The organism is Alicyclobacillus suci (assembly GCF_017329615.1).
Classification (GTDB): domain Bacteria; phylum Bacillota; class Bacilli; order Alicyclobacillales; family Alicyclobacillaceae; genus Alicyclobacillus; species Alicyclobacillus suci.
The window spans coordinates 1-18865 of the sequence record NZ_JAFMTW010000008.1; the positions used below are offsets into that span (position 1 = coordinate 1).

The 18865-nt window shown below is 51.6% G+C and carries 15 protein-coding genes; 12 read left to right on the forward strand and 3 right to left on the reverse strand.

The window, feature by feature from the left end:
• The first annotated feature begins 375 nt into the window (after window positions 1-375).
• Both J3482_RS05875 and J3482_RS05880 read left to right on the forward strand, forming a co-directional pair.
• Entirely contained in the window at window positions 376-1575 is a 1200-nt protein-coding gene (locus J3482_RS05875; RefSeq protein ID WP_206922183.1) for an MFS transporter, read from the forward strand.
• Between the two features lie 292 nt (window positions 1576-1867).
• Complete coding sequence (locus J3482_RS05880; protein WP_206922184.1) at window positions 1868-2461, forward strand: DedA family protein; 594 nt, start codon at window positions 1868-1870, stop codon at window positions 2459-2461.
• Here J3482_RS05880 and J3482_RS05885 read toward each other — a convergent pair.
• Window positions 2411-2596: a TetR-like C-terminal domain-containing protein gene (locus tag J3482_RS05885; RefSeq protein WP_321198823.1), complete on the reverse strand. Its 186-nt coding sequence runs from the start codon at window positions 2594-2596 to the stop codon at window positions 2411-2413. The two genes, J3482_RS05880 and J3482_RS05885, sit on opposite strands and share 51 nt — an antisense overlap.
• A 207-nt stretch (window positions 2597-2803) precedes the next feature.
• On the opposite strand from J3482_RS05885, the gene J3482_RS05890 reads away from it, so the two are divergent.
• The 4 genes from J3482_RS05890 (at window position 2804) to J3482_RS05905 (ending at window position 7222) form a co-directional block, all read left to right on the forward strand.
• A complete protein-coding gene (locus J3482_RS05890; RefSeq protein WP_328702662.1) occupies window positions 2804-3526 on the forward strand; it encodes a TetR/AcrR family transcriptional regulator in 723 nt (240 codons plus the stop codon).
• 74 nt (window positions 3527-3600) lie between these two features.
• On the forward strand, window positions 3601-4641 hold the full coding sequence (locus J3482_RS05895) for an NADH:flavin oxidoreductase (RefSeq protein WP_206922185.1): 1041 nt from the start codon (window positions 3601-3603) through the stop codon (window positions 4639-4641).
• A 330-nt stretch (window positions 4642-4971) separates the two neighbouring features.
• A complete protein-coding gene (locus J3482_RS05900) occupies window positions 4972-6711 on the forward strand; it encodes an ABC transporter substrate-binding protein (protein ID WP_206922186.1) in 1740 nt (579 codons plus the stop codon).
• A gap of 280 nt (window positions 6712-6991) precedes the next feature.
• The gene (locus tag J3482_RS05905; protein WP_146821846.1) at window positions 6992-7222 is read left to right on the forward strand and encodes a hypothetical protein; all 231 of its coding nucleotides are present in this window, start codon (window positions 6992-6994) and stop codon (window positions 7220-7222) included.
• Window positions 7223-7523: 301 nt separating this feature from the next.
• On the opposite strand, the gene lexA is transcribed toward J3482_RS05905, so the two are convergent.
• On the reverse strand, window positions 7524-8162 hold the full coding sequence (gene lexA, locus J3482_RS05910; RefSeq protein WP_146821847.1) for a transcriptional repressor LexA: 639 nt from the start codon (window positions 8160-8162) through the stop codon (window positions 7524-7526).
• A gap of 189 nt (window positions 8163-8351) precedes the next feature.
• Window positions 8352-9155: an HAD family hydrolase gene (locus J3482_RS05915; protein ID WP_236017949.1), complete on the reverse strand. Its 804-nt coding sequence runs from the start codon at window positions 9153-9155 to the stop codon at window positions 8352-8354.
• Between the two features lie 231 nt (window positions 9156-9386).
• Between J3482_RS05915 and J3482_RS05920 the strand changes: the two genes are divergently transcribed.
• From J3482_RS05920 to J3482_RS05945, 6 genes are all read left to right on the forward strand, one after another.
• A complete protein-coding gene (locus J3482_RS05920) occupies window positions 9387-10766 on the forward strand; it encodes a glycine--tRNA ligase (RefSeq protein WP_146821848.1) in 1380 nt (459 codons plus the stop codon).
• A gap of 50 nt (window positions 10767-10816) precedes the next feature.
• Window positions 10817-11008: a hypothetical protein gene (locus J3482_RS05925; protein ID WP_021298185.1), complete on the forward strand. Its 192-nt coding sequence runs from the start codon at window positions 10817-10819 to the stop codon at window positions 11006-11008.
• 153 nt (window positions 11009-11161) lie between these two features.
• Window positions 11162-12355, forward strand: coding sequence for an MFS transporter (locus tag J3482_RS05930; RefSeq protein ID WP_188332132.1), 1194 nt, complete (start codon window positions 11162-11164; stop codon window positions 12353-12355).
• A 139-nt stretch (window positions 12356-12494) separates the two neighbouring features.
• Window positions 12495-15878 (forward strand): methionine synthase, encoded by a 3384-nt coding sequence (gene metH, locus J3482_RS05935; protein WP_236017954.1) that lies wholly within the window; start codon window positions 12495-12497, stop codon window positions 15876-15878.
• A gap of 81 nt (window positions 15879-15959) precedes the next feature.
• A complete protein-coding gene (locus tag J3482_RS05940) occupies window positions 15960-17888 on the forward strand; it encodes a bifunctional homocysteine S-methyltransferase/methylenetetrahydrofolate reductase (protein WP_206922187.1) in 1929 nt (642 codons plus the stop codon).
• A 112-nt stretch (window positions 17889-18000) separates the two neighbouring features.
• Entirely contained in the window at window positions 18001-18597 is a 597-nt protein-coding gene (locus J3482_RS05945) for a TlpA family protein disulfide reductase (protein ID WP_146821852.1), read from the forward strand.
• The last annotated feature ends 268 nt before the right edge of the window (window positions 18598-18865 follow it).

Here is an 18865-nt window from a genome sequence, read left to right on the forward strand (position 1 = left end):
GCCCTTGCGTAATCCATGTACCCAAAACTCCCTGTCAATACCCGTTCCCAAAACGAAATCTATGAGACCACTTGCACCGCCAAAGGAGGTGGCGGCATTTAAATCGTAACGAGTATGAATTGTAGAGCTTTTACGAGCAAACTGGCTTCGTGTATGATTATATTGTTTCACCCAAAAGGTGCTCCTTCCTAGCGAAGATGTGGTTCTTGACAAACTCATCTTAGCCATACGGGGAGCACCTTTTCAATTATTCACACCAGTTCATGAGGACACAATCGTCGAAATCCGGGTTAATACATAGTACAATTTGCTCTGGTAGAAAGTATCGCAGCAGTGACCGCACGATAGTAAACAAGAGAGAGCAAGGAGACAAATATGGAGAGAAGTCCACTTGGAAACCAATCCATGCTTTGGGCATTGGGCCTGGCCGGCTTTTTGGTGAACGCGGATAGTCGGGCCATCGCACCTATGCTGCCTGATATCGCCTCTTCACTTCACACGACCACATCATCAGCGGCACTTCTCGTCACCGCGTACTCCATACCCTACGGTTTATTTCAATTGGTTTACGCACCAATTGCAGAGAAAATCGGGAAGATGAGTACGATATTGTTGGCACTGTGTTTGTTCGGTTTAGGAACGATTTTTTGTGGGATTATTCATGTCTTCTCGTGGTTGTTGGTTTTACGATTTATTACGGGCATGTTCGCTGCGGGTATTATGCCCACGACACTTGCACAAATCGGAGATCGATTTGAAATTCAAAGGAGACCGCAAGCTATTGCCTTCTTTATGTCATTTTCGACCTCCGGTCAGGCAATGGGTATCGTGATTGGCGGATTGGTAGCCCAATTCTTTACTTACCGTATTTTGTTTCTTGTCCTTGGTGCGGCGTGCATCCCGGGAATACTCTTGTTGATTCGTGAACGCCGGGAACGTGAGCCATTGGAGAGAGCACAGCCGACACCTTTTCTTCAGAGGTACCGGATGTTATTGGGGAACCGTCGTTCTTGGATGATCTACGGATTAGTTTTCTGTGAAGGGGTGATTTTTTACGGAGGGTTCACTTTTCTCGGGGCGTACGGTGTGTCGGCCCTTCATCTGTCCTATCTGGTCATTGGACTGTTGACGGCAACGTATAGTGTTGGAGGATTCGTCGGAAGCCGGACGATTACCTTTGTGTTGAAGCGGCTTGGCACGTCTATGATGCCAGCGTTTGGTGCGCTGCTGATGATAGCTGGGTTTGGGATAATATGGAGTTGGGCAAGTGTTACCACGTTGACCATTGGGTTCATTATTCTAGGGTTTGGATATAGTTATTGTCACTCCACATTACAAACGTTCGCTACTGATTTATTACCCAATGGGCGGGCCACTGCTGTTTCGTTTTTTGCGTTTTCATTGTTCCTCGGCAGTGGATTGGGGCCAGTTCTTATCGGTAGGATTTTTGATCAATTTGGGTCAAGGGCGATGCTTGGTTCTCTTACCGTCGGGATGTTCATATTTTTTCTGCTATGCACGGTGTCGTTTTTGCGATTCCGTACGGCGCGTGATACTGCTCGGAAAACGGGCTGAAGGTGCCTGACATTTCATTTGGGAATTACAGCAGAATAACAAGAAGAAACGCCAAACCGGCAAATCGCCTGCCATTTGCCGGTTTGGCGTTTCACGCGCGCTGATTTATCCACCGGATCGCAAACTGTATCGGTTAGATCCGGATGGAGCATTTGGTCACATTTCTTCGCTGCTACCACGTACCCCTCTCGCTTGTGAACTTTTGAACCTCATCCCCGTCTGTATGTATCGATGGTATTTCAATCACTCATGTATAGCATAAATTTGAATTCATCTTGGGAGTTGAATTGACGTGGGGTTCATCCACTTTGCGATAGCGTACGGCTACACGAGTATCTTTGCATTGCTGGGATTGGAGTATTTGATTTTGGTTGTTCCGGGGGAGACGTTATTAACGACCCTTGGGGTTTTGGCACACACACAGCAGTTGCACTTTAGTCTACCGCTTCTTATCGTCGTAGCCAGCTTCGGTTCATTCACCGGATCCATCATCACATATTTTATCGGACGGACAGTCGGGCGTCCTGTCATCTTACGCTACGGCAAGTATGTGTTCATTACAGAGAAGCGTCTCCAACAAACCGAGCGATTGTTTCATAGACAAGCGATTTGGACACTACTCATTACGAAATATATCGCAGTGATTCGAGATATCATCCCGTATGTTGCTGGCGTCAACAAATTAGGGCTGAAGGTGTACGTTCCGATTCAGCTCCTTGCGTCCTTTTTGTGGATCGGTACGTTCTTGTTGGGTGGAAATCTAATCAAACTCGCTGCGACATCGATTTATCACCACTGGCGAATAGAGCTAATACCTGCGGTAATCGTGTTAGCGCTATGTGTGTGGGGATACCGAGCAATTCATAAGCGTATGATCCACATCTAGGGGCATTCCGAAGCCACCGATGTCCTCAAGTAGCACGAAGCCGTGTAACGCTGAGCGCAACATGCGGACATCGTGGATGGCTTGTGTGCCGGATCGACCGTAAGTGGCGAGAATGCCAAATAGGATGTCCAACAACTCTTCGCTCAGGGTACGGAGTGTGTCGTTGTGGGAATCAGGCGTCTTTGCATGGCCGCGTAGCGCGCATTACTTCGGTAAACGTCAGCGACGCGTTCCAAGGCTTTGTCTTCGACGTGACCGTTGACGGCCGTACGCAATGCGTTTCGGAGTTCCCCGGAGGCCACGCTCGGCAATTGCCGTTTGGATGGCGCCAAGGGAGGGCACGTGTTTGTACAAGCTAGGCGTTGTTACGCCCAGCATGATATCCCTCCTAGAAATTGCACTACGGATGGGGCAACGACTTCCAGAAATGTTTGGTCGGCACAATTATTGACTTCGTGGTCAAAAATCGATATGATGGCACCCATGGGTAGACCAAGACAGTTCGATGTGGAACATGTACTTCACCAGTGTATGGATGTGTTCTGGACGAAAGGCTTTCACGCTACTTCCTATGAGGACCTTACGCGTGCGACACGTGTGAAAAAGCAGAGCTTGTATGGTGTGTTTAATGATAAGCGCTCCCTGTTTTTAAGGGCACTGAAGCAGTACCGGAAACAGAGTATAGAGCACATGGAACATCGAATGAAAAATGATGTATCTCCTTTAAAGAATCTGGAAGCTATACGTGATGCAATCCTTTCGCCAGTAGACGAAGCAGTTTGCAGAGGTTGTTTAATGGTTAATTCTGCGTTGGAATTCGGGACGGACGACGAAGAGGTAATGCGTGAAGTAGACATGATGTTTACTGAAATGGAGCGAATTCTTGAGGGGGTCATCCAAATCGGTCAGGAGCAACATCTTATGACGACTGATTACACGAGCGAAGAACTAGCAGCACATCTGGTTAATGCGATTCTAGGCGCAAAAATAATGGAAAAAAGAGGTGTATCTAGAGAGAAAATTGAGGCGGTGCTACGGACTTCTTTTGCGCTTATTTCGCTTTAGAACTTGTTTGGATTGTCGTTCGAATATGCACTCGAAAAATCAGCTTGATATTTCATGATATCTGGAGGTACATGATGAACTCTTCTAAATCTGTTGAAGCGTTATTTCAACCCTTTAAATTTGGCAATACCCTGTTACCGAATCGTGTCGTGATGGCTCCGATGACCCGACAATTCTCACCAAATGGAGTTCCGGGCCCAGATGTTGCTTCATACTATCGTCGCAGGGCCGAGAATGGCGTCGGCCTTATCGTGACAGAAGGTACGGTGATTAACCACCCCGATTCGTCCAATCAAGCAAACGTTCCGCACTTTTATGGTGAATCGGCGTTGCAAGGCTGGGCAAACGTGGTCAATCAGGTTCACGGAGCGGGTGGACGCATTATTCCACAAATCTGGCACATGGGTGCGCGAGGAAATGTCAACGACTACGCGGAATCGGAGATTGTCGCAATCGTCGAGGCCTTCGCACAAGCTGCTGCCGAGGCCAAGAGGTTAGGGTTTGACGGCATTGAACTTCATGGCGCGCATGGATATTTGATTGATCAATTCTTCTGGGAAAAAACGAATACTCGTACAGACAAATATGGTGGCGACATGGTGAAGCGAACTCGCTTTGCGACGGAGGTTATTGAAGCTTGCCGCCGTGCAGTTGGACCTGAGTTTCCTATCGTGCTGCGATTTTCGCAATGGAAGTCGAGTGACTATGCGGCAAAGTTAGCGAAAACACCTGCTGAACTGGAGCGTTTCTTGGCGCCGTTGATGGAAGCGGGTGTTGACGTTTTTCACTGCTCAACTCGACGGTTTTGGGAACCGGAGTTTGCGGGTTCCGATTTGAATCTTGCCGGATGGACAAAGAAATTGACAGGGAAACCTACGATTACGGTAGGGTCGGTTGGTCTAGACGGTGAGTTTATGAGTCTATTTACTGAAGGAAAAGGTGCTGGAAACGCTAAGATAGACGGTTTGATCGAAAGATTGGAACGTGAAGAATTCGATTTAGTAGCCGTCGGGCGGGCACTGCTGGTTGATCCTGCTTGGGTCAAAAAAATCCGCGACGGGCGGACAGATGAGTTGGTACCGTTTACTTCTGAAGCCATTAAAACGCTTTATTGAGCCACGGACAGTTTCCTGTCATTTATCACGTGTGGCATGAAGTGCGCGTAGTACGAAAAGGCAGGCCTCGTGAAAACACGGGATCTGCCTTTTTTTGTTCCGAGTCAAATTCATGTCCCCTTAACCGATAACCGATGTAATGGATAACCTTGGGTTGTTATGTTATCTTTATTACCGCAACAAAACAATCAAAAATGGACTTTACCTCCTTATTTTATAATCACGTTAGATTTTCTACATTTTTTATTGCGCGACAAACGGTTTCGCTTTAATATACAAAAGTACAAATATTCAAAATAAGATGGCTAAAAACGAAATGGGGGACATCGAATGGGATTGTCTTGGAAACGAGGCCTAGCTGCTGTTACGTCGGTTACTGCAGTCGCCCTACTCCTTGCGGGGTGTGGGACAAATACCACTTCCTCTGGTAAATCTGCAGACACCACTGCTAATTCCGCTAGTGAAACAGCGTCCAACAGCGATCAGAAACCAGTGGAGGGTGGTTCGATTACGCTAGATTCCACGCAAGCTGTACCTGACTTAGACCCAGCGGTTGCATACGATACCACTTCTGCTGAGGTCGATTCACAGATTTATCAATCACTTGTCACATATGATAAGAATACTTACAAAATCATTCCGGAACTAGCATCGTCCTACACAGTATCCCCTGATGGACTTACCTATACGTTCAAGATTCGGAAAGGTGTTACGTTCTCCAATGGTGATCCGCTCACAGCTCAAGATTTCGTCTTCGAACTGGAACGCATTCTTGATAAGAAGATGACCCCGAAACCGTCTCCAGGCAATTCATTCTTTGAGATCATTCAGGGCGCTACCGCATATTACAATGGAACGGCAAAGACGATTAGTGGAGTTTCGACACCGGATAAAAACACGCTTGTCCTCACCTTGTCGAAACCCGAGAAATTTTTCCTTCAGGTGTTAGCTATGCAATTTCTGTCTGCTGTTGATCCGGCCTATGTCAAGAAAGTTGGCAATGCAGCATTTGACACCACATCAGCGATGGGGACTGGTCCATTCGAATTAAAGACGAACAACCAAAACAAAGTTGTGCTGGTTAAAAATCCGCGTAATTGGCAAAAAGATCAATGGGGACAGCAGTTGCCATATCTGAATCAAGTGACCATCAACGTCAACAACAACGACCAAGTAGACGCATTACATTGGGAGCAAGGGCAAACAGCGTTCATGAGTCCGTGGTTAATTGGAGGCGATGGGATTCCGGCCTCGCAATATGTCACTATCATGAATACACCAAAATATAAACAGTTGGTGCTGAAGCAACCTGCAAACTCCATCTTCTACATTGGATTGAACACGGCCAAGACAATTAACGGAAAACCCAATCCGCTCAGCAATGTCTTGGTTCGTCGGGCCATGGAGTATGGCTTTGATGACAGCCAATTCGTGAAGATTAACAATGGAGCTGTGCTCCCACTCAATCAACCGCTTCCAAGCACGATGGAAGGCTATGTAAAGAACTTGGACAGCGATGCCAAGTATGGTCTCAATGTTGCGAAAGCAAAAGAATTGCTTGCGAAAGCTGGATATCGTAATGGTCTTACGGTAGATATGTGGGATGAGAATACATCCGTTGCTATGAAAGAAGACCAAGCATTCCAGGCGATGATGAAGAATATCGGTATTACGGTTAAAATTCACGATGTTACTTGGAAGGATTTCTTGACTAAGGCCATGTCTGGTACTGCGCAGGTTTACCAAAGCGGTTGGGTTCAGGATTTTCCAGACGCGTCTGATTTTTTGAACACGCTGTTCAATTCGGATCAAGCCCCGACCAACAACAACACTAACTATGATAATCCACAGGTTGACCAATGGTTGAATGAGGCGCAAAACGATACGAATCAGGCTCAGCGTGATGCATTGTATGGCAAGGTCATTAACCAAGTGATGTCTGATGCGGTATGGATTCCGACCATCCAAATGATTGATTACTATTCGGTTCAACCATGGGTGCACGGTTTCTACACCAGTCCAGTACTGTATGATCCAATGAGTTCAATTTGGGTGGATTCTGGGCATTAATCTATCACATAACTCCGACGCGTCGAACATCTCAAATGAAAGAGCGCAGGTTGTTTGCACCGTCTACAGCATCAGTATTTGTCGATCACGCCCATGTAATCCTCGACATGAAAAAACATTGACAAATCATAAACAATGGAAGTTGCCATGTGCAACGCCGTGCAGTAACATTGATGTCAAACGAATTGCGAAGGAACGGTAAATGGAATAATAATCCTGATGTGCAGTGAATTGTACAGGTTGAATTTAGTAGGTGTAAATGAAGTAGAGGGGATATGAAGTGTCTGAGCAAGAGTCAATTCAGCAACTTGTTCGCATGGTTGGACAACTTATAGAGATTAACAAAGTTACACAACAAGAATTACGTGATTTTCGCCAAGACATGAATCATCGTTTTGAACAGATAGATGATCGGATTGACGGGTTATCGACCAAAGTACGCGTCATAAGCCGTAAAGTCGGCGAGTTAAGTGTAGAAGTTGACACACTGCAAGAATCGAATAAAGCGTAATGGAATAAGAGGTATGTTCATCCACTTATGTCCAAGCGCCTCATACCCGCTGTGGAACTTCACGGTGGTTCATACAACAGTATGTACCGTGTGGATATTGGCGAACGTCGTCGCTAGACGGAATTCCCGCCCATCAAGGCCTGAGCTCCTACTCTAGAACCCCCACTCGTGCATGTTTAGTAGTGGTCTGAACAGCCACTTGTATGTCGATAGACGTGAGAAGCCGGGGAGGATTCCCCGACTTACTCGACTGCTATAGAAAAGTACTGGACTTTTTGTAGTGAGCCCAGTCTTCCTCGTATCAGCGCAGATTCCTGAAGACCCCGACGACTTTGCCCAGAATGGTGACTTCCGGGTAAATCAAGGGTTCCATTTGACTGTTCTCTGGCTGGAGGCGGACGTGTCCGTTCTCCCGGTAAAAGCGTTTGACGGTTGCTTCATTGTCTTCAGTCATGGCCACGACGATGTCCCCGTTGAAGGCGTTCGATTGACGGCGCACAATCACCATGTCTCCGTCCAAAATTCCAGCTTCTATCATACTGTCGCCCGTGACGTTTAGTACAAAAATTTCCTCTTCCCGTGCAAAATCGGCGGGCAACGGGAGGTATCCTTGAACGTCTTCGAAAGCCGTAATCGGCAATCCGGCCGTCACGCGGCCGACGATTGGCGCCATCACGGCTTGTGCCTGCGCGCTGGCAGATGATTCACTGCCGCGAGCGACGTCCTCGGTGGACAAAAGTTCGAGCGCCCGAGGTTTTGTCGGGTCACGGCGAATAAATCCCTTTTGTTGAAGCCGTTCGAGGTGACCGTGAACGGTTGAACTGGATGCGAGTCCGACCGCTTCGCCAATTTCCCGAACCGATGGTGGGTATCCTTTTTCATGTACACTTTTTCGGATAAATGCGAGAATCGCTTCTTGTCGGGCGGTGAGCTGGCTCACGGTGAACACATCCCTTACCGTTATTTGTCTCCATCGTATCACAATTTGGTCACAGATGGCAAACGTTTGTTCGCATCGTGGCGGTAAAAGGACGCGGTGAGCTGAGCGCATGCGCGCGCAGCACATCTCGGAGACAGTTCACGCAAGGTGTGTCAGAACGAGCAGTACCGAGCCAGTACCGAGCGCGCGTCAGCGCGCGATAGTGTCAATTAAACCGAGGTCTAGCAGGGCCTTCGCCACGCCGTCGTCGAGCGCGTCAGCGGTCACGCGTTTGGCAGCGCGTTTGACGTCCGGTTCCGCATTTCCCATGGCATAGGAGTGGCCAAGGGTGCGAAACATCCCGACGTCATTTCCGCCGTCGCCGATGTGCACTGCATGTTCTGGGGAGATGCCAAGGTGCTTAAGCAGATGCAGTGCGCCAATGGATTTGTCCGACTTGCGGCGTTGAAAGTCGACGGCGTTCGGGTTCCAGCGATAGATGTAGCAGCCTTTAAAACGCGCTTCGAACTCGGCGTCCCACCCGGGCGTCATGAAGGCGTTGATTTGGTAAATTGGCAGGGTTTGAAGAATGTCGAAGTCTTTGTTGATGACTTCAATCTCCGGAAAATCGAAGGACCGCAGTACGGGTTCGTATTGTGGCGGAATCGGCTCAAAGGCGACGGCTTTGGCGTGCGTGTGCACGACCGTGGGGATGTCAAATTGGTCGGCGTAACGAACAATCGCCTCTACGTCCTCGCTCGGGAAGGGCGCTTTGAACAATTCATCCGATCTCGATTTTACAAGGCCGCCGTTAAAATAAATGCCGTAAGGCACGCCTAATTCGTCCTGGACGTGTTGTGCGTGAAGGACGGATCGACCAGTACACAGGGCAACCGGGATATCTTTTTGTAGCAATTGTTCCACCGCGTGAACGCCGCTTGGGACAAGCGCTCCGTCTGCGTATAGTGTTCCGTCGATATCGAGAAATACCATTTCTATTTTTGTCTGTATCATCTCCATGCTCCTCCTCGCCACTGCAGCGGTTGCGGTCCTTTCGCTTTATCTGAACAATTGAACGGGAACAATGCACCTGTCCGAATGACGTCCCATTCGCAAGGACACTGCTTTCATTATACACAGGGTCCCCGCAACCGGCACAAATTGCCTGAAATCAGGGGAAATCATTGCTTATTTTATATGGATTCCGCTATGATAGCCGTATTCAATGGTCACGGGAGGACAACCATGCAAACGACAATGGAACAACTTGTATCATTAGCAAAGCGCCGCGGATTTATTTTCCCGGGCTCGGAAATATACGGCGGATTGGCGAACACATGGGATTACGGCCCACTTGGCGCTCAAATGAAACAAAATATCAAACAGGTGTGGTGGCGTCAGTTTATTGAACAGAACCCGTACAACGTCGGGCTGGATTCGGCGATTTTGATGAACCGGAGCGTTTGGGTGGCTTCCGGGCACGTGGGTAATTTTAATGACCCGATGGTGGATTGCCGCCAGTGTAAGTCGCGCTATCGGGCGGACAAGCTGATTGAGGAAGCGGCTGAGGCCCGTGGTGAGGAAATCATTGTCGACGGTCTGCCGTTTGAGCAGATGGATGCGTTGCTTGTCAAATATGACGTACAGTGTCCCGCGTGTGGTGCGAAAGATTTTACATCTGTGCGCCAGTTTAACATGATGTTCAAAACCCACCAAGGCGTGACGGAAGACGCGACCAACGAGGTTTATCTGCGTCCTGAGACTGCCCAAGGGATTTTCGTTAATTTTAAAAACGTGCAGCGCGCGATGCGCAAAAAGTTGCCGTTTGGCATTGGGCAGATTGGTAAGAGCTTTCGCAATGAGATCACGCCTGGCAACTTCACGTTCCGCACGCGGGAATTTGAGCAAATGGAACTGGAATTTTTCTGCGCGCCCGGCGAAGATATGGAGTGGTTCCGCTACTGGCGCCAATTCTGTTATGACTTCTTGTTGTCTATCGGCATGAAAGAAGAGAACCTGCGACTGCGCGACCACGAAAAGGAACAACTGTCTCACTATAGTACGGCGACGACCGACGTCGAGTACAAGTTCCCGTTTGGTTGGGGTGAGTTGCTTGGTGTGGCGGATCGGACAGATTATGACCTGAAGGCACACGCCACGCATTCTGGCGAAAACATGACCGTGCAAGAGGAAGGTCAAGAGCCGTTTATCCCGTATTGTATTGAACCGTCTATCGGGGTCGATAGGCTGTTCTTGGCGCTGTTTGCCGATGCATATGACGAAGAAGAAGTGGGCGAGAACGACACGCGCGTGGTGTTGCGCCTGCATCCAACGATTGCGCCATACAAAGCCGCTGTCTTCCCGTTGTCGAAGAAGCTCAGCGAGGCGGCGACACAACTGTACACCAATCTAGCGAAGCAGTTCAGTGTAGATTATGACGAGTCGGGATCAATTGGGAAACGGTACCGCCGCCACGACGAGATTGGTACGCCGTATTGCATCACGTATGACTTTGAATCGGAGACCGACCACGCGGTGACCATTCGCCATCGCGATAGCATGGAACAGGAACGCGTTGCGATTGCGGACGTTGCAACTTGGCTCCACGAGCGTATCGGGCGTTAAGCATACATGGGAAGACCCATTCCCGGGTAAACCAAGACGGGGGTGGGATGATGTCAGGTCAGCATACCGAGAACCACAATGAGAACTTTACCTTCGTCGGTGCGTTAGACATGAATCGTCATTTTGAGTCGTTTGTTGCGCGACGCAATCACATGATGAGTACACGCCTGGACGGGGTAGTCCCGTGGAAACAGTATCACCGTGTGAATATCGATCACGGACGGCGGCATTCAAACGGTTAAAGACCAGGCTGATTCACACCTTCACAAAGCGCAGGGGGGACATTCCTCCTGCGTTTTTCCATGTCGGCGCGAAATTTTGTTATGATGGCCAGGGTGACATCAGCGGCTGGTCGTAGTGATTCGCCGTTTGCGTGTGAAGTGAGGAGTTGAGGTATGAGAAACCGCACAGGACTAATCATTTTAATGTTTGCGTCGGTGGTGGCGATGATGCCAAACTCCGTCTTGTTTCCAGCGGAGGGTGAGCTGGCAAGCCATTTACACCGTTCGCTTGGATTTGTCGGGTGGATGGTGACGGCGTATGCGATTGCCTATGTCTGTGCCACACCGGTGCTTGGTATGATTTCTGATTTCTTAGGGCGCAAGGCGGTGCTCGTCGTCGGCTTGTGTCTGTTCGCCATTGGCGGTTTGGTGCCAATCGGTTTTGATAACCCCGTCTTAATTCTCATTGGCCGATGCGTCATGGGGGTGGGCTCCGCAGGCATTCAACCGATGGTTGACAGCATGATTGGGGATATGTATCCGCGGGGTCCTGCGCGGCGCCGTGCGTTTGCGTTTTTTGCCGGAGCGATTGCTGTGGCGGAGGCGATGATGCCATTTCTCGGCGGAGTGGCGGCGGCCATCTGGTGGAAGGCCGTCTTTGTCCTCTATGGCAGCGCTATCCTGGCGGCCTTGGCGACCGTGCGGTTGAACATTTCAAAACAAGGCGCTGAACATGACGAGCGAATTACGTACGACGCGTACGTGCAGTCTCTGCGCGTCGCGGCTCGGATGCCGGTGCTGGCGGCCACTGTGCTCGGTGCGATGGTGTTTGGCGTGATTTACTTTGGAATTTCGGCCATGATGCCACTGGCTTATGGGGGTGCGCACACGTCGCTGGCCAATGGATTTTTGTTTTTGCCGCTTGGTTTTTGCTGGGTCGTTGGGGCGTTTATTTTTGCGAAAGTCACGCACCTGCGGCATTTGCACAGGCTGGTACTTTGCGCGCTACTTGTGCTTGCCGGCGCTACGTGGTGGCTTGGCGATGCGCGTTCATGGCTGCCGCTGTTGATAATTAGCGCCTTGTGGGGGGCTGGGTCAGCTGTTTTGACGACGGTGTTCACTTGGGTGGTTGGCGACGAGTCGCCAAACGCGGTGCGCGGTGCGATGAACGGTATCTATAACGCGGCGTACGTCCTTGGATTCTCGGTGGGTGCGCCACTTTTTATCAGCCTTGTCCATCACGTCGGTTTGCAAAACGCGTGTGGCATGGGCGCGGTGCTCATGGCTCTCTTCATTCCGCCACTTTGTCTTACCTACCGGCAGGCTGCGAAAGTCAAGGCGGCACCTGTGAATTCACTGAAAGCGTGAATTGAGTGTGTAGTCGGACTATTCGGCCTGTGTTACAATGGGCCAGAAATGAATTGTCCAGAGAAATGTGAGTGGAGACACCGTGACCAAAGCGCTTGAGCATTTATTCCGACAACGCATTCTTATCCTGGACGGCGCAATGGGGACGATGATTCAGCAAAGTGGCTTAACGGCTGATGACTTTGGTGGGCCCGCGCTGGAAGGGTGTAACGAATATTTGAACATCACGCGTCCAGACCTCATTCAAAGGATTCATGACGCGTATTTTGAAGCTGGTGCAGATATCGTCGAAACCAATTCGTTTGGCAGTACACCGCTTGTTCTCGCGGAGTACGATTTGGCAGATTTGGCGTTTGAAATCAGTCGCCAGGCAGCTGTACTCGCACGTGCATCGGCCGACGCGTTTGCGACCGAAGCGAAGCCCCGGTTTGTGGCGGGGTCTGTCGGTCCGACGACGAAGAGCCTGTCGGTAACCGGTGGTGCTACGTTTGACGAATTGGTGGAAAGTTACGCTGTGCAGATGGAGGGCTTGATGGTCGGCGGTGCGGACTTTTTGCTCATTGAGACATCGCAAGATTTGCTGAACGTCAAAGCTGCAGGCATCGCTGTCCAGCGCGTCGCAGAGAAACTGGGGCGGGAAATCCCCGTCATGATTAGCGGCACGATTGAACCGATGGGGACGACGCTCGCTGGGCAAAGCATTGAGGCCTTTTATTTGTCGGTGGAACATATGCGGCCGTTTGCGGTCGGAATCAACTGTGCGACAGGTCCAGAGCTCATGCGAGATCACGTTCGTGCCCTGTCCGCGCTTGCAGAATGCGCGGTCAGTTGCCATCCAAACGCAGGCCTGCCGGACGAAAATGGCTGTTACCTGGAGACGCCATATGCGTTTGCGAAGAAAATGTCCGACTTTGCACGCGAAGGCTGGCTCAATATCGCAGGCGGCTGCTGTGGGACGACGCCTGCGCACATTCGCGAGCTCGCCGCGCAAATCGAAGGGCTAGCCCCGCGCGCCTACGCGGCGGAACATGCGCATGCTGTGTCGGGCATGGAGGCGATGATCCTCAGCGATGATATGCGCCCCGTGCTCGTCGGTGAGCGCACGAACGTCATCGGGTCGCGAAAATTCCGTCGACTCGTCGCGAGCGCGGATTACGACGCCGCAGCGGAAGTCGCACGGACACAAGTGCGGGCGGGTGCGCAGGTGGTCGACGTCTGTCTGGCTGACCCGGATAGGGATGAACTCGCCGATATGGAGCAGGTCTTGCCGCTTATCGCGCGCAAGGTGAAGGTGCCAATTATGATTGACTCGACGGACGCGGTTGTGGTCGAGGCGGCGCTTAAGCGGGTGCAAGGCAAGTGCATCATCAACTCGACCAATCTCGAGGACGGCGAAGCGCGGTTGGCGACCTATGCGAACCTTGCGCGCACGTACGGCGCCGCGTTGGTCGTTGGGACGATTGACGAACAAGGGATGGCGGTGAGTCGCCTTCGGAAAGTGGACATCGCGCTGCGCACGGTCCGCTTGTTGACGGAAAAATACGGGTTGCGTAAGTCAGATATCATTATCGATCCGCTTACCTTCCCTGTCGGAACGGGCGACGAGAACTATATCGGTTCCGCGCTGGAGACGGTCGAAGCTATCCGCATGCTGCGCGAACAACTGCCGGAGTGTCCAACGCTGCTTGGCATTAGCAATGTGTCGTTTGGTCTGCCTCCGGCTGGGCGCGAGGTGCTGAACGCGGTCTTTTTGTATCATTGCACGAAGGCGGGGCTCGCCTATGCGATTGTCAACAGCGAGCGGATTGAGCGCTACGCATCGATCCCGGAGGACGAGCGAGAACTCGCGAATCGGCTGTTGTTTGCGACGACGGACGAGTTGGTGGCCGAATTTACTGCGAAGTACCGCGAGAAGCGCGTTGCACCCTCCGTCGCGGTTAGCGATTTGCCGCTGTCGGATCGACTTGCGAGATACGTCATCGATGGTACGAAGGAAGGACTGATTGCTGATCTCGACGAGGCGCTTAAGTCTTACAAACCGCTGGAGATTATCAATGGTCCCTTGATGGCGGGGATGACGGAAGTGGGGCGGCTGTTCAATAACAATGAGTTAATTGTGGCGGAGGTCCTGCAGTCGGCAGAAGTGATGAAGGCGGCTGTGGCGTATCTCGAGCAGTACATGGAGAAAAGTGATACGCACGCCAAAGGGCGGCTCTTGTTGGCGACGGTGAAAGGGGACGTCCACGATATTGGCAAAAATTTGGTCGAAATCATTATGGCCAACAATGGCTTTGACGTCGTGAATTTGGGAATTAAGGTGGCGCCTGAGCAACTCATTCAAGCGATTCGGGAATATGAGCCAGACATGGTCGGTTTGTCAGGACTTTTGGTGAAATCCGCGCAGCAAATGGTCGTTACCGCAGAGGACTTTCGCCATGCGGGCATCGACTTGCCCATCCTGGTCGGCGGTGCAGCGCTGACGAAAAAGTTTACGCTGACCAAGATTGCGGACAAGTACGACGGCCCCGTGTTGTACGCGAAGGATGCGATGGAGGGACTGGATATCGCGAATCAGCTGATGAGCGAAGACGCGCGTCAGCCATTGCTGTCGCGCAATGAGGCTGAGCGCCAAAGTTTTGTCGAACAGGGCAAGATGCACAATCCTCAAGTTCGAAAGCCAACCGTCAAGGTGCAATCCGACATCGACCGGAAAGCGCGCGTGTACACGCCACCTGACCTTAAACGACACATCCTTCGGGATTATCCAGTAGCGATGCTCCGCCCTTATCTGAACTTGCAGATGCTCCTTGGCAAGCACCTCGGGCTCGCAGGCAATGTGGAAAAGCTCTTAGCAGAACGAGACGACAAGGCGATGGCGTTACTTGACACGGTTGAGCTCCTGATGGAGGAAGCCGTCGCAAAAGGTTGGTTGCAAGCCAACGCAGTCTATCAATTTTTCCCGACCGCTGCTGATGGCGATGACCTGGTCATCTACGACGTCGATGGCGAGCGGGAGCGCACGCGGATTCCGTTTCCGAGGCAAGCGAAGCCGCCGTACTTGTGTGTAGCTGATTTCGTGCGGCCCGTGGAGGACGGCGTGATGGATTATGTCGCGATGTTTGCAGTGACGACAGGTAGTCAAGTGCGGCACGAGGCCGAACGCCTCAAACAAGCAGGCGAGTATTTGCGGGCGCACGCACTACAATCTATTGCACTAGAATTGGCCGAGGCCTTCGCTGAACGTGTGCATCAGCAAATCCGGGATATGTGGGGCTTTCCTGACCCGCCCACGATGACGATGCGCGAGCGATTTATCGCCCGCTACCAGGGCATACGCGTCTCCTTTGGCTATCCTGCATGTCCTGATCTCGAATCGCAGGCGACGCTGTTTTCACTACTGCGGCCGGAGGACATCGGAATTCAGCTGACGGATGGATTTATGATGGACCCAGAAGCGTCCGTGTCAGCCTTGGCGTTCAGCCATCCGGAGGCGAAATATTTCAACGTCGAAGCCAACGGGTAACTGTCGCGCATGGGTTATCATCTGTCGTTCGCGAAGTCGACGCCGGTCAAGCGCGTTATAAGCATGGATAGGAGGGACAATATGGCGACTAAGGATCAGGTGGTGTGGCCAGCGCATAGTTTGCAAGTAGGGAACCGCAGGTATGTTATCGGCGACGGGGCAATGGCGACTTATTTACACCAGCGGGGCGTCCCCATTCGTGTAAGCGCCGAGGCGCTCAATTTGTCTGATCCGGCGCTTGTTGAGGAAGTACATCGGGCTTATGTACAGGCCGGATCGACGATGATTCAGACCAACACGTTCGCGGCGAATCGGCGCAGTTTAGCGCGGCACGGTCTGGGGAATCGCGTCCGAGAGGTCAATCAGACGGCAGTGGCCATTGCGCGCAAGGCCGCTGGTCAAGCGGCGTCGGTCTATGGCACCATTGCACCAGTGGAAGGTGGCAATCGCTATGGCAGCGCGTTGTTAAACGAGGAACGGCAGCAATTACAGGCGTTTTACGAGGAGCAGGTCGAGGCGCTGGCGGCGGCTGGCATTGACGGGTGGATACTCGAAACTTTCCCGGATTTAGAAGAACTGTTGATGGCCGTTGAGGTGGTCACGACGCACTCCAATCTCCCGATAGTTGCCAATTTGTCGCCGGAGGAAATTGGTGTTACGCGCGACGGCGTCGGACTGGCTGAGGCGTTTACCGCGCTTCGCGCAGCAGGTGTGCATGTGACGGGCATCAATTGTCGCTTAGGCCCGTATGGCATCCTCCGATCATTCGAGCAACTCCAGCCGCTCGCAGATATCTCAGGCCAGTATGCCGCAATGCCGAACGGTGGCATGTTGCATCAGACCGATGACGGCGCACTGTCGTATACGGGGGATGAGGAAAACTTCGCGGATATCATGTTGAGAATGGCAAATCTCGGTGTCACGTGGTTGGGTGGTTGCTGCGGTACGACGCCAGCGCACATCCGGACGCTGGTTTTGCGACTCAAAACATCGACCGACGGCAGTGCGACGACAACCGCGCAACATGGGCATGGAGCGGGGCGGCCCTGGCGAGTTGTCAATCGGGATGATAAACCGGCTGTGGGCGAAATCTTGCCGCCGACCCCGCAGTCCCTTGTCGAGCGCGTCCAGCAGAAGACGACGATTGTCGTCGAACTTGATCCGCCAAAGACACTGAATTGTGACAAATTTCTGGAGGGCGCTAGGGCCCTCCGCGATGCGGGGTGTGACCTTATCACCATGGCCGACAATTCGCTCGGCAGCGTTCGAGTCAGCAACATGGCACTTGCCGGAATGTTACAACAAGAAGGCATTGAGCCTTTGGTTCACGTCACCTGTCGAGATAGGAACCTGATTGGCCAACAGTCACACTTAATGGGGTTATCCGTCATGGGGGTGCGCCATATCCTGCTTATCACCGGAGATCCGTCTCGGTACGGAGATTTGCCTGGCGCCTCATCGGTTTACGACGTGTCCTCCATTGATTTGACCAAAATGGTGCGCCGATTGAACGACGGCGTGGGTTTTTCTGGTAAGGCGTTGACGAGGCCCGCTAAGTTCGTCATTGGGACGGCGTTCAATCCCCATGTGCGCAACTTTGATAAGGCGATAGAGCGCCTGAAACGCAAAGTGGCGGCGGGCGCAGATTACGTGATGACACAGCCGGTTTACGACGCAGCTATGATGGAGCGTATCGCCACCGCGACCCTTCATCTCGGCGTGCCAGTGTTCATTGGCATCATGCCGTTGACCAGTTTGCGCAACGCCGAATTCCTGCACTACCAGGTGCCGGGCATGACGATTCCAGAGCCTGTCCTTCAGCAGATGCGGGAGGCTTCACCCGAGTCAGCGCAGGAGGTGGGGTTGGCAATTGCGCGCGATTTGTGTGACGAAGCTTGCCAGTACTTCAACGGCTTGTATCTGGTGACGCCATTTCTCAAGTACGACATGACCGTTTCGTTGACAAAGTACATCCGGGCAAATACGGCTGCAGCCGTGCGTTCCTCGTAGGGATGTCACACATTTGTACAAATTCTCGCCGTTCGCTTGATTGCTGGGCCGCCGCCTTTCGTTTATCTTTTGGGTAAAGCTTGGCGAATGCGTTTAGAAAGGCGGCGACGACGTGAATCGTCTGGCCATTGGAATATCTACGCTAGCGGTTTGTCTGTTGATGACAGGCTGTGCAATTGGGCAGAACGGCGCTTCAGCCAATCAAACTGGGACGACAAGTGGGCAACTCGTTTTCCAAAACAAGACCAGCGAGATGCGCATCACGCCCGACAAAAAAATGGATGCCAGTCTGGTGACGACCACGGATGACACCCACATTGACGTGCTCGATAGTCAGGGCCATCGGGTGATTCTCAACGCAGAGAAGACACCTGCGTTGATAGTGGCGTACTGGTGTCCACATTGTCAGCGGACGTTGCAACTCTTGTCGAACCACCAGTCGCAACTCTCAGCGTTACCTGTGCTGATTCATACTGGATTTCCGGATGGCACAACGCTCGCAGAGGCGAAAAAGGTGGTGGCAACGGAAGTGAAAGACCTTCATTTACATGGGTTTACGTCGTATTATGCGCTAGGGTCGAGTTTTGCGAAGCAGTATGCGCCAAAAGGGTATCCGACATTGCTTTATGGTTCGAACGAAGGCGTTCAATCGTTGGTCGGAGAGCATGTCTTCAGTGTCTGGGACGAGGTCCTGACAACCCCGCTCTAAACCGATTCAATCGTTGGACAGGCTCGTCAGATATAGGGTGGACGGGCCTGTCGTATTTGGTATGGACAATTTTAGACACAGAGATCTGATCAATTTTTTGTAGAAAACCGATAATCGTAGGGATTCTTTGATTTGATCAGCAGATGCTAGTGCATAATTTGTCGAATATGTTATCCTTCCTCTCTGTACTTTGCGGGCCATTGGCGTCGTGCAGGAAAAGAATGTGTTTGTGTAGAAAATGCAGAAAATGATGTACAGAAATTGAACG

Coding starts and splice junctions, on each gene's coding strand:
- J3482_RS05875 (WP_206922183.1), top strand. CDS start 376: ATGGAGAGAAGTCCACTTGGAAACCAATCCATGCTTTGGGCATTGGGC.
- J3482_RS05895 (WP_206922185.1), top strand. CDS start 3,601: ATGAACTCTTCTAAATCTGTTGAAGCGTTATTTCAACCCTTTAAATTT.
- J3482_RS05900 (WP_206922186.1), top strand. CDS start 4,972: ATGGGATTGTCTTGGAAACGAGGCCTAGCTGCTGTTACGTCGGTTACT.
- J3482_RS05915 (WP_236017949.1), bottom strand. CDS start 9,155: ATGATACAGACAAAAATAGAAATGGTATTTCTCGATATCGACGGAACA.
- J3482_RS05920 (WP_146821848.1), top strand. CDS start 9,387: ATGCAAACGACAATGGAACAACTTGTATCATTAGCAAAGCGCCGCGGA.
- J3482_RS05925 (WP_021298185.1), top strand. CDS start 10,817: ATGTCAGGTCAGCATACCGAGAACCACAATGAGAACTTTACCTTCGTC.
- J3482_RS05930 (WP_188332132.1), top strand. CDS start 11,162: ATGAGAAACCGCACAGGACTAATCATTTTAATGTTTGCGTCGGTGGTG.
- metH (WP_236017954.1), top strand. CDS start 12,495: ATGGGGACGATGATTCAGCAAAGTGGCTTAACGGCTGATGACTTTGGT.
- J3482_RS05940 (WP_206922187.1), top strand. CDS start 15,960: ATGGCGACTAAGGATCAGGTGGTGTGGCCAGCGCATAGTTTGCAAGTA.